This is a genomic window from Gulosibacter sediminis (assembly GCF_023370115.1).
In the GTDB taxonomy this organism is placed as follows: Bacteria; Actinomycetota; Actinomycetes; order Actinomycetales; family Microbacteriaceae; genus Gulosibacter; species Gulosibacter sediminis_A.
On the sequence record NZ_CP097160.1, the window covers coordinates 373,194 to 388,818 of the forward strand.

11 protein-coding genes are annotated in these 15,625 nt (G+C 70.1%); all 11 read left to right on the forward strand.

Annotated elements, in window-relative coordinates; all coding sequences use genetic code 11:
• The 11 genes from M3M28_RS01610 to M3M28_RS01660 all read left to right on the forward strand — a co-directional run bounded on the left by M3M28_RS01610 (nt 1) and on the right by M3M28_RS01660 (nt 15,534).
• Nucleotides 1–1,440 carry an APC family permease gene (locus tag M3M28_RS01610; RefSeq protein WP_249387118.1) on the forward strand — a complete coding sequence of 480 codons (1,440 nt, stop codon included), beginning with the start codon at nt 1–3 and terminating at the stop codon, nt 1,438–1,440.
• Nucleotides 1,437–2,762: a type I glutamate--ammonia ligase gene (locus M3M28_RS01615; protein ID WP_249387119.1), complete on the forward strand. Its 1,326-nt coding sequence runs from the start codon at nt 1,437–1,439 to the stop codon at nt 2,760–2,762. Before M3M28_RS01610 ends, M3M28_RS01615 begins: the two co-directional genes overlap by 4 nt.
• Entirely contained in the window at nt 2,752–3,915 is a 1,164-nt protein-coding gene (locus M3M28_RS01620; protein WP_249387120.1) for an amidohydrolase family protein, read from the forward strand. The genes M3M28_RS01615 and M3M28_RS01620 overlap by 11 nt, the downstream gene beginning before the upstream one ends.
• On the forward strand, nt 3,912–5,105 hold the full coding sequence (locus M3M28_RS01625) for a M20 metallopeptidase family protein (protein ID WP_249387121.1): 1,194 nt from the start codon (nt 3,912–3,914) through the stop codon (nt 5,103–5,105). Before M3M28_RS01620 ends, M3M28_RS01625 begins: the two co-directional genes overlap by 4 nt.
• On the forward strand, nt 5,098–5,991 hold the full coding sequence (locus M3M28_RS01630) for a MurR/RpiR family transcriptional regulator (protein WP_249387122.1): 894 nt from the start codon (nt 5,098–5,100) through the stop codon (nt 5,989–5,991). The genes M3M28_RS01625 and M3M28_RS01630 overlap by 8 nt, the downstream gene beginning before the upstream one ends.
• Nucleotides 5,988–7,310, forward strand: coding sequence for a class-III pyridoxal-phosphate-dependent aminotransferase (locus tag M3M28_RS01635; protein WP_249387123.1), 1,323 nt, complete (start codon nt 5,988–5,990; stop codon nt 7,308–7,310). Before M3M28_RS01630 ends, M3M28_RS01635 begins: the two co-directional genes overlap by 4 nt.
• Before the next feature lie 30 nt (nt 7,311–7,340).
• Nucleotides 7,341–9,563: an arginine/lysine/ornithine decarboxylase gene (locus tag M3M28_RS01640; protein ID WP_249387124.1), complete on the forward strand. Its 2,223-nt coding sequence runs from the start codon at nt 7,341–7,343 to the stop codon at nt 9,561–9,563.
• A gap of 357 nt (nt 9,564–9,920) precedes the next feature.
• Nucleotides 9,921–11,438, forward strand: a complete 1,518-nt coding sequence (locus tag M3M28_RS01645; RefSeq protein ID WP_249387125.1) for a GMC family oxidoreductase — start codon at nt 9,921–9,923, stop codon at nt 11,436–11,438.
• 265 nt (nt 11,439–11,703) lie between these two features.
• Entirely contained in the window at nt 11,704–12,837 is a 1,134-nt protein-coding gene (locus M3M28_RS01650; protein WP_249387126.1) for a tyramine oxidase subunit B, read from the forward strand.
• 15 nt (nt 12,838–12,852) lie between these two features.
• The gene (gene solA, locus M3M28_RS01655; RefSeq protein WP_249387127.1) at nt 12,853–14,028 is read left to right on the forward strand and encodes an N-methyl-L-tryptophan oxidase; all 1,176 of its coding nucleotides are present in this window, start codon (nt 12,853–12,855) and stop codon (nt 14,026–14,028) included.
• A gap of 36 nt (nt 14,029–14,064) precedes the next feature.
• Nucleotides 14,065–15,534, forward strand: coding sequence for an APC family permease (locus M3M28_RS01660; RefSeq protein ID WP_249387128.1), 1,470 nt, complete (start codon nt 14,065–14,067; stop codon nt 15,532–15,534).
• Nucleotides 15,535–15,625: the final 91 nt, after the last annotated feature.

Here is a 15,625-nt window from a genome sequence, read left to right on the forward strand (position 1 = left end):
ATGGCACATGACGACGTCGTCACCACCACCAGCGCGCCAGCAAAGCGCCCGCTGCACACCTGGGAAATCACGGCGATTTCCATCGGCTTCATGGGCCCCGTTATGGCGATGTCGCTCAACGGCATCGGTGTTGCGGGACTCGTCGGCAAGGCCGTTCCCTTTACCTTCCTCATCTCGTTCATCGGCACGCTGCTCGTCGCCTACGGTTTCGTGCGCCTCACCCGCCGCATCACGCACGCCGGCTCGGTCTACGCGCTCGCCGGCATCACGCTCGGCCCGCGCGCCGGCTTCTTCGGCGGCTTCGCGCTGCTCGGCACCTACATCTTCTTCGCGGCCTGCATCGTCGGCGCCTGCGCCGTGTTCTTCGAGGCGATGCTCGGCGAGATGGGCGTCGTCATGGCCCCGGGCACATGGATGATCGTCGCGGTCGTCGTCGGCGTCATTGCGCTCGTGCTCAACCTGCGCGAGTCGGCGATCGTCGCCCGCACGCTGCTCGGCATCGGCTTCGTCGGCATCGCCGCGATGCTCGTGCTCGCCGTCGTGATCCTCGTCACCATCGCCACCGGCAACGCCCCGGTCAGCACCGGCATCGACCTCTCGACGCTCACGCCGGGCGACGCCCCGATCACCGCGATCATGACCGCCTCGGTCTTCGGCTTCCTCAGCTGGGCCGGCTTCGAGTCGGGCTCCTCGCTCGGCGAAGAAACCGACAACCCGAAGCGCGTCATCCCGCGCTCGCTGCTCATGGCGGTCATCATCGGCGGCCTCGTCTACGTGTTCATGATGTTCGCGCAGACGCTCGGCTTCGGCACCGACGCCGCCGGCATCGAGGCGTTCGCGAGCGCCGCATCCACCCTCACGACGCTCGCGTCGACCTACATCGGCCCGTGGTTCGCGATCCTCATCTCGATCATCGCGTTCCTCGTGGCGTTCGGCGCGTTCCTCAGCTCGTCCACCGCCGCATCCCGCCTGCTTTTCGCGCTCGCGCGTGACGGCTTCGGACCGAAGCGCCTCGCCAGCCAGCACCCCGTGACCAAGGTGCCGACGGTCGCCGTCTCGGTCGCGGTCGTGCTCACGACCCTCATGGCGCTCGCGCTCGGCGCGTTCGGCGCCACGAGCGTCGACGCGTACTACTGGTACGCCACCATCGGCACGCTCTGCATGGTCATCGCCTACGGCATGACCTCGGTCGGCGTCATCCGCCACACCTTCCGCCCCAACTCGGGCATCGCGAAGTGGGAGCTCATCTTCCCGCTCGCCGCCCTCGTGTACCTGGTCTACGTCTACGTCATTCAAGTGGCTGGCCAGGTCGCCCCGTATACCTACTTCCCATGGATCGCCGGGGCCTGGTGCCTCGTCGGCCTAATCATCGTGGTGAGCTGGCCCGCGCTCGCGAAGCGCATCGGCGGCCGCCTCACCATTGAGGAGATTGACGCATGAGCACCAACCCGCAGCAGCCCCAGCAGCCCGACGACGACGAGCTCGTCTTCCTCGCGACGAGCGATCTCGCCGCCCGCACGAAGGGCCGCGCGATGCGCGCCGCCGACTTCGACTCGGGCACGACGCTCGGCTGGGTGCCGGCGAACCTCGGCATCGGCCCGCTCGGCCACATCGTCGAGGGCATCCCATACGGCTCCTCCGGCGATCTCCGCCTCAAGCCCGACCTCAGCTCGCGCACCCGCATCGACGGCGTGCCGGGGCGCCCGCCGCTCAACCTCGTCTTCGCTGACATCGTCGAGACGGATGGCCGGCCGTGGGAGTCCTGCCCGCGCACCTTCCTCAAGGATGCGGTGGCTGAGCTCGAGCGCGACTTCGGCCTCACGGTGACCTCGGCCTTCGAGCACGAGTTCGTCGAGCTGAGCGCGACGAGCGACGCCCATCCGTTCTCGCTGCAGGACTTCCGCAACGCCGAACCGGTCGGCTCGCAGCTCGTTGATGTGCTGCACCGCGCTGGCGTCGACCCCGAGAACTGGCTGCCCGAGTACGCGCCCCACCAGTTCGAGATCACGGTGAAGCCGTCCGACCCGCTCACGGCGGCCGACCGCGCCGTGCTCGTGCGCGACATCGTACGCGACGTCTACGAGGCGAACGGCCGCAGCGTCAGCTTCGCCCCGACGAGCGCCCCGGGCTCGGGCGGCAACGGCGTGCACGTGCATTTCGGCCTCTACGGGCCCAACGGTGAGTCGCTCGTGTTCGACGCGAGCCGCGACGGCCGCGTCTCCGAGCTCGCGGGCCGCTTCGTCGCCGGCATTATCGCCCACGCCCCGGCCATGACCGCGCTGTTCGCGCCGCTCGTCACGAGCTACGACCGGCTCTCGCCGCACAACTGGTCGACCGCATCCGCCTTCCTCGGCCTGCAGAATCGCGAGGCGCTCGTGCGCGTCTGCCCGACGAACGAGATCGACGGCCGCGACCCCGAGCGCCAGCTGCACTTTGAGTTCCGCGGCGGCGACATCGGCGCGAACCCGTGGCTGCTGCTCGGCATGATTCTGCGCGCGGGTATCGCCGGCCTGCGCGAGGAGCTCGACCCGGCCCCGGTCATCCACGGCGAGATCGACCTCGAGGGCGAGCACCGCGACCTGACGTGTCTGCCGAAGAGCCTGCCCGAGGCCATCGAGACGCTGCTCGCCGACGAGACGGTGCGCGGCTGGTTCTCGCCGAACCTCATCGACACGTTTGTCGCGATCAAGCGCGACGAGCTCGAGCAGGTCGAGCCGCTCAGCCCGGCCGAGCGCTGCGAGGTGTACAACCGTGTTTTCTAACGTCGACCCGGGCGCGCGCCTCGACGACGTCGAGCTCTTCGACCATCACTGCCACGGCGTCGTCACGAACGACCTCGAGCGCGACGAGTTCGAGGCGCTCATCTCCGAGTCCTCGCGCCCCGCGACCGCCGGCACGACCCGCTTCGACTCGCAGGTCGGCTTCCAGATCCGCGCGAAGTGTGCGCCCGTGCTCGACCTCGAGCCGTTCGCGACGCCCGAGGCGTACCTCGCCCGGCGCCGCGAGCTCGGCGCCGACGAGGTGAACGCGCGTCTCCTGCGCGCCGCGAACATCCGCACCCTCGGCATCGAAACCGGCCACGCCGCCGACACGATCAACACCGTCGACGACATGGCGCGGCTCACCGGCGGCACGGCCCACGAGATCGTGCGCCTCGAGCGCCTCGCCGAGCAGGTTGCCGAGGCCGCGCACGACTCGGGCACGACGGCGGCCGAGCTGCTCGAGGCCATCGAGGCCGAGCTGGATGCGCGGCTTGCGCACGCGGTCGGCGTCAAGTCGATCGCGGCGTACCGCATCGGCCTCGACTTCGACGCCGCGCGGCCCGCGCACGCTGAGGCGGTCGCCGCGGCCGGGCGGATGCTCCAGGCGAGCGCGCCGCTGCGGCTCGACGACCCGGTAATGATTCGCCACCTCATCTGGCTCGCCATCGACCGGGCGAGCGTGCTGCAGTTCCACATCGGCTACGGCGATGACGACGTCGATCTCGATCGCTGCAACCCGCTGCTGCTCACGAAGCTGCTGCGCGCATCTGCCGACACCGGCGCCCGCTTCGCGCTGCTGCACTGCTACCCGTTCCACCGCGAGGCGGGCTACCTCGCCGACGTGTTCCCGCACGTCTACTTCGACGTCGGGCTCGCCGTGAACTACACCGGCGCCCGCTCGGCCGCGATCGTCGCCGAGTCGATCGAACTCGCGCCGTTCGGCAAGATCCTGTTCTCGAGTGACGCGTTCGGCGCGGCCGAGCTCTACTACCTCGGCACCGAGCTGTTCCGCGCTGGCCTGGCCGAGACGCTCCGGCGCTTCCATGAGGTCGACGGCTGGCCCGTCGACGAGTGCCGTCGCGTGGCCCGCATGATCGGCTACGACAACGCCGCCCGACTCTATGGCGTCGACGACCGGGAGGCGGGCCGGTGAGCGAGGCACTCGACACCCTGCGCGAGCAGTGGCTCACCGCGCTCGCGGCCGAGCTTCCCGGCGCCGTGCAGTTGCGCCGCGAACTTCACCAGACCCCCGAGCTCAGCGGCGCCGAGGCCGGCACCGCGAAGCGCGTCGCCGAGGCAATGGGCATCGAGATCACGCCCGTCGCCGACACCGGCGGTTACGGCCGCATCGGCCCGCGCACCGGCCCGAGTGTCGGCCTGCGCGGCGAACTGGATGCGCTGCCCGTTGCCGAGGCGACCGGCCTTGACTGGTCGTCGACGAACGGCGCGATGCACGCGTGCGGGCACGACGTGCACCTCGCCGCGCTCACCGCGGTGGTGCGCGCGGCCCGCGGGCTCGAGCTGCCCTACGCACTCGTGCCGCTGCTGCAGCCGCGCGAGGAGGCGTATCCCTCGGGCGCCCGCGACATCGAGGAGGCCGGCGTGCTCGGCGCGCAACGCGTCGCACACGTCATCGGCGTGCACGTGCATCCGGGCGTCGCGCTCGGTGCCGTGTCGACCGGCGCGGGCTTCGTCAACGCCGAGGCCGGCGAGCTCGAGATCGAAGTCGCGGGCCAGGGCGGCCACGGCGCATATCCGCACGCGGGCGCCGACGTCGCGGCCGCGGTCGCACAGATCGTCATGGGCCTACCCGAGATGCTGCGCCGCGTCGTCGACCCGATGGAGCCGGTTGTCATCAGCGTCGGCACGATTCAGGTCGGCAACGGCGCGGCGAACGTGCTGCCCGACCACGGGCGCATCCTCGCGACGATCCGCACGACGGGGCCCGGCACGACCGAGCGGCTCGTCGAGGCGATCAGCCGCTTCGCCGCGGCGCAGGCCGCGGCGTATGACTGCACCGGCACCCTCCGCCACACCGAGGGCGAGCCGGCGCTCATCAACGACCACGAGCTCGTCGAGGTGCTCGACGCCGAGATCGAACGGGCCGAGCTACGCCCCACCGAGCCGATGCGCTCGCTCGGCGCCGACGACTTCTCGTTCTTCAGCGAGGTCGTGCCGAGCGCGATGTGTTTCGTCGGCGTGCGCAGCGCGGGTAAGGCCTCGCTGCACGACGCGACGTTCCTGCCCGACGACGGCGCGCTCGAGCGCGTCGCGCGCACGTTCGTCGCCGGCTACCTCGCCGCCTGCCAGCGCCTCGAGGCCGCGGGGGTGTCGGGTGAGTGACCAGGCCGCGGCCGACCGCAGCGTCGCCGAGCTCATCAAGCTGCACTTTGCTGAATTCACGGCGGCCGAGAAGCGCACCGCCCGCGCGCTCGTCGCCGACTACCCGGCGGTCGGGCTCGGCACCGTGACGCAGCTCGCCGAGCGCGCCTCGGTGAGCAGCGCGACGATCGTGCGCTTCGCCCAGTCGCTCGGCTTCGACGGTTTCCGCGAGTTTCAAGACCGCCTGCGCCACGAGCTCGGCACGCGCGAGGACTCGGCGCTGAGCCAGGCGCTGCGGCGCGAATCCGCGTCGGGTAGCGTCAAGGTCGGCACGCTCGCGGCCTCGCAGCGCGCCTTCACCGAGGGAATTGAGCGCACCTTCGACTCGCTCCGCGATGACGAGGTGCGCCAGCTCGTGAGCTGGCTCGCCGACCCGAAGCTGCGCATCACGGCGCGAGGCGGGCTCTATTCGGGCCTGCTCGCGCAGCACCTCGTGAAAGAGCTCCTGCTGTTCCGCCCGAACGTGCTCGAATGCCCGCGCGACCCGGTCGAGCTCGCGACGCAGCTTGTCGACACCGGCGCGAAGACCGACGTGTGGGTCGTGTTCGACTTCCGCCGCTACACCACCGAGACCGAGCGCATCGTGCGGCAGGCGAAGTCGCACGGCGCGCGCGTCGCACTCATCACCGACCGCTGGCTTTCGCCGATCGCTGCCATCGCCGACGTCGTCATGAGCTGTCGCGTCGAGGCGAACGGCCCCTCCGACAGCCTCGTGCCGGGCCTCGCCCTCGTCGAGGGTCTCTGCGAGCTCGCCGTCGAGCAGCTCGGCGACGCGGGCATCGCGCGCCTGCGCCAAATCGATCCACTGCGCACCGCACTCGAGTCGGGCATCCGGGAGGACTCATGACCGCGCCCCAGGCACTCACCGACGCTGCGCGCGAGGTCGAGCTCGCCGCCTACGCCGACGACCAGAATGCGGTGGCCGGCGTCGAGCACCTCCGCTTCTTCCCGCTCGTGGTCGCCTCGGGCCACGGCTGCACGCTCGTCACGCCCGCGGGCCGCGAGCTGCTCGACTTCTCGGCGAGCTGGACCGCCTCGGCCTTCGGGCACGGTAACCCGGGGATTGCGGATGCGGTGCACGCGGCCGCGCTGCGTGGCGCCGGTGCCTCGGTGCTCTCGTCGGCCGTCACCGAGACGACCCGGCTCGCGCAGCGCCTCGTCGACCTCGTGCCGGTGCGGCTCGCCGAGCGCGCCTACCTCGGCCTCGGCGGCACCGACGCAAACACGGTCGCCATCGCCGCCGCCCGCAGCGCGACCGGCCGCGCGGGCATCCTGTCGTTCAGCGGGAGCTACCACGGCGGGCACGGGCCCTCGGCCGCCGTCTCGGGCATGGGCGTCGAGCCCGGCGCGAGCGCGCACGGCCACGTGCTCGAGTACCCGGTCGACGCGGCCGGCCTCGAGCGCGTCGCCGAGGAGCTCGAGGCCGCGCTCGCCCCGCGCGAGACCGCCGCGGTGATCGTCGAGGCGGTGCAGTGCGACGGCGGCGTGCGCGTGCCCCACGCCGACTTCTTGCCGACGCTGCGCCGCGCGTGCGAGGACACCGGCACGCTGCTCATCGTCGACGAGGTGAAGGCGGGGCTCGGCCGCACCGGCCGCCTGTTCGCCTTCGAGGCGAGCGGTATCGAGCCCGACCTCGTTACGCTCGGTAAGTCGCTCGGCGGCGGCCTGCCGCTCTCGGCCGTCGTCGGCCCGGCGTCGGCGCTCGGCTCGCCGCGCGCATCCGCCCTGCTCACCACCGCGGGCAGCCCGGTGCCGGTCGCCGCGGCCCACGCGGTGCTCGACCTGCTCGCCGACGGCACGCTCGCCCGCAACGCCGCCGGGCTCGAGGCGCCCGCGCGGCAGCGGCTCGCCGAGGCCCGGGCGGCCGGGCGGCCCGGTGCCGCCGCGATTACCGAGGTGCGCGGCCGCGGCCTGCTGCTCGGCGTCGAGTTCGGTGACGCCGGTGGCAGCACGGGCGCCGAACTCGCCGCCCTCACCGTGTACCGCGCGTGGGAGCTCGGTTGCGTGCTCTACGTCGTGCGCGACAACGTGCTCGAGATCACGCCGCCGCTCGGCATCACGGCCGCCGAGTTCGAGGCCGGCCTCGACGTGATCCTCCGCGCCGCCGACGACGCGGTCGCGGGCGACGTGCCCCGCAGCATCCTCACCGAATTCGGCGGCTGGTAGCCGCACCCGCCCTTCTCGAAAGGAACGACAGTGCAACACTCCGGACTCTCGGTCGCCTTCGCCACGGGCGCCCGCCCCGTCGGCGCCGAACTCACCGCCTCAATCGCGCGGCTCATGGCCGAGCTGCGCGAGCTCGGCTCGGCCGCGGTCGACGTCACCGCGGTCGCGAATCCGAGCGCGTTCGCGCGCACGCTCAACGACAAGGCGCTCGTCGTCTACGTCGTGCCGGATGCGGCGGGGGAGGCCGAGCACGGCGACCTGCGCGAATTTGTGCGTGCGATCCGCGCCGTCAACGCCGAGCTGCCGTTGTTTCTCTTCGGCGAGCAGCTCACGGCGCGCCAGCTGCCGACCGAGGTGTTGCGCGAAATCGAGGGCGTCATCAACGCCTACGAGGACACCCCCGAGTTTGTCGCGCGCACGCTGCAGCGCGAGGCAAACCGCTACGTCGAGCGGCTCGCGCCGCCGTTCTTCCGCGCGCTCACGAACTACGCGAACGATGGCGCGTACTCATGGCACTGCCCGGGACACTCGGGCGGCACCGCGTTCCTCAAGTCGCCGGCCGGCACGCTGTTCCACCAGTTCTTCGGCGAGAACCTGCTGCGCAGCGACGTCTGCAACGCGGTTGAGGAGCTCGGGCAACTGCTCGACCACACCGGCCCCGTCGCCGAATCCGAGGCCCGCGCCGCCGAGACCTTCGGCGCCGACCACCTCTACTTCGTGACGAACGGCACCTCGACGTCGAACAAGATCGTCTGGAACTCGGCCGTCGGCCCCGGCGACATCGTGCTCGTCGACCGCAACTGCCACAAGTCGATCCTCCACGCGATCATGCTCACCGGCGCGATCCCGATCTACCTCATGCCCACGCGCAACCGCGCTGGCATCATCGGCCCGATTCCGCGCAGCGAGTTCGACCCGGCCGAGATCCACCGCAAGATCGAGGCGCATCCGTTCATCGCCGACAAGACCCGCACCCCGCGCATCCTCACCCTCACCCAGAGCACCTACGACGGCATCGTCTACAACGCCGCCGAGATCAAGCGCACGCTCGACGGGCACGTCGACGTGCTGCACTTCGACGAGGCATGGCTGCCGCACGCGCGCTTCCACGAGCTCTACCGCGGGATGCACGCGGTTGACGATCGCGCCGAGCGCACCGAACGCTCGCTCGTGTACGCGACGCAGTCGACGCACAAGCTGCTCGCTGGGCTCTCGCAGGCGTCGCAGATTCTCGTGCAGAACGCGGAGTCGGCCGAGCTCGATACGAACATCTTCAACGAGGCGTACCTCATGCACACCTCGACGTCGCCGCAGTACGCAATTATCGCGAGCTGCGACATCTCTGCCGAGATGATGCGCGGGGTCGGCGGACACGCGCTCATCGAGGAGGCGATCACCGAGGCGATGGAGTTCCGTCGCGCGATCATCCGCATCGCCGACGAGCAGCCGGAGGGCGACTGGTGGTTCGGCGTGTGGGGGCCCGATACGCCGCCGCGCGAGGGGCTCGCCGAGCGCTCGGAGTGGGAGCTCACGGGCGAGCAGACGTGGCACGGCTTCGACGCGGTCGACGATGGGTTCACGATGCTCGACCCGATCAAGGTGACGCTGACGACGCCGGGTCTGTCGACCGACGGTGAGTTTGGCGAGAGCGGGATTCCGGGTCTCGTGCTCTCGAAGTACCTCGCCGAGCACGGGGTCGTCGTCGAGAAGACGGGCCTCTACTCGCTGTTCATTCTCTTCACGATCGGCGTCACGAAGGGGCGCTGGAACACGCTCATCGCCGAGCTGCACCGCTTCAAGCGGCTCTACGACCGCGACGTCGAGGTGCGCGAGGCGATGCCCGAGTTCGCCGACGAGCATCCGCAATATGCCGAGCTCGGCCTGCGCGAGCTGTGCGATCGCCTGCACGCGGCCTACCGCGGCTTCGACATCGCGAACCTCACCACCGACATCTACCTGGATGCGCCGGAGGTCGCGCTGCTGCCCGCCGATGCGTGGGCCGCGATGACCTCGGGCCGCATCGAGCACGTCGCGATCGACGAGCTCGCCGGACGTGTGACCGCCGTACTGCTGACGCCCTACCCGCCGGGCATTCCGCTGCTCGTGCCGGGGGAGCGGGTGACCGAGCGCATCGTCGAGTATCTGCGGGTCGAGGCCGAGCTCGCGGCGCGGTTCCCGGGCTTCAACGGCATCACCCACGGCCTCGGCACGGCCGCCGACGGCACCCACACCGTCGCCTGCGTCGTCGACTAGGTCGCTCGGCCCGCTTCCGCGCCGCTTAGTGTCCCCGACATCCCACTTTTTCCGCGAAAAGTGGGACATTGGGGACACCCTGCGCCGCGAACGCCCCAACGCAACCCGTGTGCGCAACGACCGCACGGGATTCGCTGGGTCACGCGGGCAGGAATCGCACGGGATGCGCGGGGTCACGTAAGGGCGTAGGCACGCATGACCGCACGCCCGACCGCGACCCCACTTGTCGCCCAGTGCACGGTCCTTCGCAACGCGCGCAACCACCCGCGCAAAAAATACTGACTCTTCAGTCAGTTTTCGTAGAGTCGCGATTACCGCGTCATCCATGGTGGCTGGCGCAAGCTCAAGGGAGAGTACATGTCGCACTACATCGTCGTCGGAGCCGGATCCGCAGGCTCGGTCGTCACTCGCCGTCTCATCGATGCGGGCCACCAGGTGACGCTGCTCGAAGCAGGCGGATCCGACGTGAACCCCGCGATCCAAGACGTCGGCCGCCTCGGCGAGCTCTGGCTCAGCAAGGACGACTGGGGCTACTTCACGACCCCGCAGGCGGGCGCGGCCGACCGCAAGCTGCACTGGCCGCGCGGCAAGGTGCTCGGCGGCTCGCACTCGCTCAACGCCACCATCTGGGTGCGCGGCGCGCACGGCGACTACGACCGCTGGGAGCGCGAGGGTGCCGAGGGCTGGAGCTGGGTCGACGTCGCGCCCGTCTTCAAGCGCATCGAGAAGACCACCGTCGGCGACGACGAGCTGCGCGGCCGCGACGGACTGCTCGACGTCACGGTCGACGGCTACCAGCACAACCCGGTCTTCGAGTCGATGCACGAGGCGGCCGTCGCGGCCGGCGTGCCGGCGAACCCCGACTACAACGGCGAATCGATCGAGGGCGTCGGCTGGGAGCAGCTAACGGTGCGCGACGGCGGGCGCTTCAGCTCCTACCGCGCCTACGTCGACCCGATCAAAGCCCACGAGAACCTCACGATCCGCACCGGCGTGTGGGTAACGAAGCTGCTGCTCGACGGCGGCCGCGTCACCGGCATCGAGGCCGAGATCGACGGCGCGACCGAGCAGCTCACCGCGGACGAGGTCATCCTCTCGGCCGGCGCGCTCGACACCCCGCGCATCCTGCTGCTCAGCGGCATCGGCCCGCGCGACCACCTCACCGAGGTCGGCATCGACGTGCAGCACGAACTGCCGGGCGTCGGCGAGAACCTGCACGACCACGTGCTCGCGCCGGTCATCGCGCAGACCACGACCCGCGACATCCCCGAGCGCGACGTCAACGAGCCGGTCTCGCAGATGCACCACTTCACGACCTTCCGCGAGGGCGAGGACGTGCCCGACACCCAGCCGATCTACTTCGACGTGCCGATGGTGAGCGAGTTCCAGGAGCCGATCCCGAACGCGATCACCCTCCACGCCGGCCTCGTGCGCCCGACCTCGCGCGGCACGTTCCGCCTCGCGTCGAACGACCCGCACGACGTCGCGCTGCTCGACCCGCAGATCCTCTCGACCGACGAAGACATCACGAGCCTCGTCAACTCGGTCAAGCAGTGCCGCGAGATCGCGGCGCAGGCCCCGCTCGCCGAGGGCTGGGGCGCCGTCGAGGTCTACCCCGGCCCCGAGGTGCAGACCGACGAAGAGATCGCGGCCTACGCCCGCAAGAACTGCGTCACCTACCACCACCAGGTCGGCACCTGCCGCATGGGCAGCGACGACCTCGCCGTCGTCGACCCGACCAGCCTCAAGGTGCGCGGCCTCGAGGGCGTGCGCGTCATCGACGCCTCGGTCATGCCCTCGGTCACGAGCGGCAACACGAACGCGCCGTCGGTCATGATCGGCGAGCGCGGCGCCGACTTCATCCTCGGCAACTAGCGCCGCAACCCACCAAGCCGACCCGCCGCATCCACCCCGAAGAGGGCGGATGCGGCGGGCCCGCCGCGTTTCCGACACCCGCCGTGTAACCTCCCGCACACCCCGATGCGGGATGACTCGGACGGCCCAACGCTTGCCCCCGAGTGCACAGCAACCCGAAAACTGGCCGATCACGCCGCGACCCGGCCTAGCGTTAACGCTCAACGGCAGCGAGGCCGTCCGCCCACAACGCGGAATCCCTCGACGCAACTTTGAAGGACTGACCATGAGCGGCAACGGAGCCCGCATCGACTTTCTCTACCTGAACGAACCCGACATGATCGCGGCCGGCGTCACCGAGATGCCCCAGTGCGTCGACGTCATGGAGGAGACCCTGCAGCTCGCGGGCCGCGGCGACTACCGGATGGCCGGGACCGAGGGCAACTCGCACGGCGCGATGGTGACGTTCCCGGCGCATCCCGAACATGAAGGCATGCCCGCCGACGGCCCGCACCGCCGCTTCATGGCGATGCCGGCGTACCTCGGCGGCAGCTTCCGCATGTCGGGCTGTAAGTTCTACGGCTCGAACCTCGCGAACCGCGAGCACGGCCTGCCCCGTTCGATCCTCATGTTCACGCTCTCGGACGCCGACACCGGCGCCCCCGTCGCCTACATGTCGGCGAACCTGCTCAGCGCCTACCGCACCGGCGCGGTGCCGGGCGTCGGCGCGCGCCACCTCGCGATCCAGGATGCGCGCACGGTCGGCATCGTCGCCCCCGGCGTCATGAACCAGACCTCGCTCGAGGCGTTCGTCGCCGTGCGCCCGAGCATCACGACGGTCAAGGTGAAGGGCCGCAGCGCCGGCAGCACGCAGGCATTCGTCGACTGGGCGCGCACGACGTTCCCGCAGCTCGACGTGCAGACGGTCGCCACGGTCGAGGAGGCGGTGCGCGACAGCGACATCGTCTCGATCGCGCCGACGACGCCCGCCGGCAGCGAGAACTACTTGCGCCTCGAGCGCGAGTGGCTCAAGCCCGGCGCGTTCGTGTCGCTGCCCGCCGACATCATGATCGACGAGGCCCTCGTCGACGGCGCCCGCCACTTCGCCGACCACCGCGGCCTCTACGAGGAGTGGCAGCGCGAACTGCCCACCCCCGGGCACGAGTATGTCGGCCTGCTCGGCATGTATCTGCTCGACCGCGTCGCCGCCGGCACGCTCGCGTCCGAGCGCTTCGAGAACCTCCCGGATGTGCTTAACGGCACCGCGGAAGGGCGCCGGAACGACGACGAGATCATTCTCTTCTCGGTCGGCGGCATGCCGATCGAAGACGTCGCGTGGGGCACCGCGGTCTACCGCAACGCCGTCGAGCGCGGCATCGGTACCTCGCTCAACCTCTGGGATGCGCCGGCGCGCGCGTAGATAAGGAACAGCAAGATGGCACAGCACAAGCCCACCATCGTCGTCATCGGCCTCGGCTCGGTCGGGTCGATGACCGCCTGGCAGCTCGCGAAGCGCCAGGAGGCGAACGTCATCGGCCTCGAACAGTACGGCCGCGTGCACTCGCACGGCTCGTACGCGGGGGAGTCGCGCGTGTTCCGCGCCGCCTACCACGAGGGCGGCCTCTACGTGCCGCTCCTGCTCGAGTCGCGCGAGCTCTGGCGCGAGCTGCAGGTCGAGTCGGGACGCGAGGTCTACCTCGAGGCCGGCACGCTCTCGATCGCGCAGGAGTCGCAGCCCGAGTTTCAGACCACGCTCGAGTGCGTGCGCGACTACGACCTGCCGCACCGGATCTTCAGCACCGAGGAACTGCGCAAGGCCTACCCGCAGCACAAGATCTACGACGGCGACGTCGCCGTGCTCGACGAATACGGCGGCGGGCTCCGCCCCGAGGTCGCGATCATGTCGGCCCTCGAACTCGCCGAGAACGCGGGCGCCGACCTCCGCTTCAACACCGAGGTGCTCGGCCTCGACGAGCAGCCCGGCGGCGTCGCGGTGCGCACCTCGCAGGGCACGATCCTCGCCGACAAGGTGATCGTCGCGAGCGGCTCGTGGACGAAGCGCGTGCTGCCTGAACTCGACGAGCTGCTGCGCCTGCTGCCGCTCGGCCTCACCTGGTTCATGGTGAAGGACCCGTCGCAGTTCACGCCCGACAAGTTCCCGACGTTCCTGCGTGACCACGGCACCACGCACTTCTTCGGCGTGCCGGCGCTCGACGGCTACAGCATCAAGGCCTCGGGCAACCCCGTGTGGCCGGTCGAGCGCGACGTCGCCGACGTACCCACCGAGTACACGCCCGACCAGCTCAACCTGCTCGGCCAGCGCGCCGCCGAGCTGCTCAACGGCATCAACCCCGAGCCGGTGCGCGCGAGCGTGCACCACTGCGCCTACACGCCGAACCGGCTGCCGGTGCTCGACCTCAACCCGAGCGAGCGCATCATCGTCGCCGCCGGCCTCTCGGGTCACGGCTTCAAGTTCGCGACGGCGTTCGGCGCCGCCGCGACCGAGCTCGCGCTCGAGGGCGAGGCACGCTTCGGCAACGAGCAGTTCACCCTCGCCGCCCACTTCGACTACCTCGCCGAGCACGGCGCCTACTCGGGCACCGGGCACTAACCCCTCCCCAGATCGAATCCAAGAGAAAGCACTCCGATGACAACGTCGTCACCTCTGCCGCAGCGCCGCCTTGGCGTGCTTGCGATTGCCTTCATGATCATCGCCGCTTCGGCACCCCTCACCGCGATCGCGGGCGGGGCGCCGACCGGCTTCGCCGTCAGCGGGCTCACGGGCGTGCCCGCGAGCTACATCGTGCTCGCCGCCGTGTTCGCGGTGTTCGCCTTCGGCTACGCCGCCATGGCCCGCCACATCGAGAATGCCGGCGCGTTCTACGCCTACGTCGCCCGCGGCCTCGGCCGCCCCATGGGCGTTGGCACCGCGGTCTCGGCCGTCGTCGCCTACGCCTGCATGCAGATCGGCATCTTCGCGATGTTCGGCTTCAGCATCGCCGACTGGCTCTCGAGCCGCTTCGGCGTCACCACCCAGTGGTGGCTCTGGGTGCTCATCGGCATCGTCGTCGTGGGTGCCCTCGGCCTGTTTCGCGTCGACTTCTCGGCAAAGGTTATCGGCGTGCTCGTCGCGCTCGAGTTCCTCGTCGTGCTCGTCTTCGACATCATCGCGATCACGGTCGCGCCCGAGGGGTACAGCCTCGAGCCGGTCAACCCCGCCTCGCTGTTCACCCCGGGCGTCGGCGTGCTGCTCGCCTTCGGCGTCGCGGCGTTCATGGGCTTCGAGTCGGCCGCCATCTACGCGAACGAGGCGAAGGACCCGCGCCGCACGATCGCCCGCGCGACCTTCCTCGCCGTCATCGTCATCGGCGTCTTCTATGCCATCTCGGCGTGGTCGCTCACCGTCGCCTACGGCCAGTCGAACATCGTCGAGCAGTCGGGCGAACTCGGCCCCGGCCTGCTCTTCGCGTTCCTCGGGGAGCACGCCGCGAGCATCCTCGTCGACTTCGCGAATGTCCTCTTTATCACCAGCCTGTTCGCGGCGCTCATGTCGTTCCACAACGCCGTCTCGCGCTACTTCTCGGAGCTCGGCCGCGAGGAGGTGCTGCCGAAGGCCTTCGGCCGCCTCAACCGCGCGGGCTCGCCCGTCGTCGGCTCGCTCACGCAGAGCCTCCTCGCCCTACTCGCGACGATCGGTTTCATCATCGCCGACACCGGCGACCCGCTGTTCCCCGTGCTCACGATGTTCACGTGGCTCACGAACACCGGTGCGTTCGGCCTTGTACTGCTCATGGTGCTCGTCGCCATCGCGGTCATCGCCTTCTTCCGACGGGATGCTCGGGGCGTCGGCGTCTGGTCGCGGCTCATCGCGCCCGCGATTTCGGGCCTCGCGCTTGCGGTCGTGTTCGTGCTCGTGCTCATGAACTTCGACCTCATGCTCGGCCAGGAAGAGTCGAATGCGACCACGTTCATCCTGCCCGCGCTGATCATCGTGCCCGGCATCGCCGGCGTGCTCTACACGCTCTGGCTGCGCCGCGCGCGGCCCGAGCGGTATGCGCTCATCGGCGCCGAGATGACGCCGAAGACCGAGGTCGTCGGGGTCGACGAGCTCGGCTAGCCGCACGGTCGCGGACGGGCCGGCGCGCATCCTGGGAATGGAAGCGCGCCGGCCCGTGTTCAATTAAGCTGAATGACTTTTCAAGCAAATT

Bases quoted from the DNA above. Each gene is read 5' to 3' on its own strand.
- M3M28_RS01610 (WP_249387118.1), top strand. From the start codon at position 1: ATGGCACATGACGACGTCGTCACCACCACCAGCGCGCCAGCAAAGCGC.
- M3M28_RS01635 (WP_249387123.1), top strand. From the start codon at position 5,988: ATGACCGCGCCCCAGGCACTCACCGACGCTGCGCGCGAGGTCGAGCTC.
- M3M28_RS01650 (WP_249387126.1), top strand. From the start codon at position 11,704: ATGAGCGGCAACGGAGCCCGCATCGACTTTCTCTACCTGAACGAACCC.
- solA (WP_249387127.1), top strand. From the start codon at position 12,853: ATGGCACAGCACAAGCCCACCATCGTCGTCATCGGCCTCGGCTCGGTC.
- M3M28_RS01645 (WP_249387125.1), top strand. From the start codon at position 9,921: ATGTCGCACTACATCGTCGTCGGAGCCGGATCCGCAGGCTCGGTCGTC.
- M3M28_RS01615 (WP_249387119.1), top strand. From the start codon at position 1,437: ATGAGCACCAACCCGCAGCAGCCCCAGCAGCCCGACGACGACGAGCTC.
- M3M28_RS01660 (WP_249387128.1), top strand. From the start codon at position 14,065: ATGACAACGTCGTCACCTCTGCCGCAGCGCCGCCTTGGCGTGCTTGCG.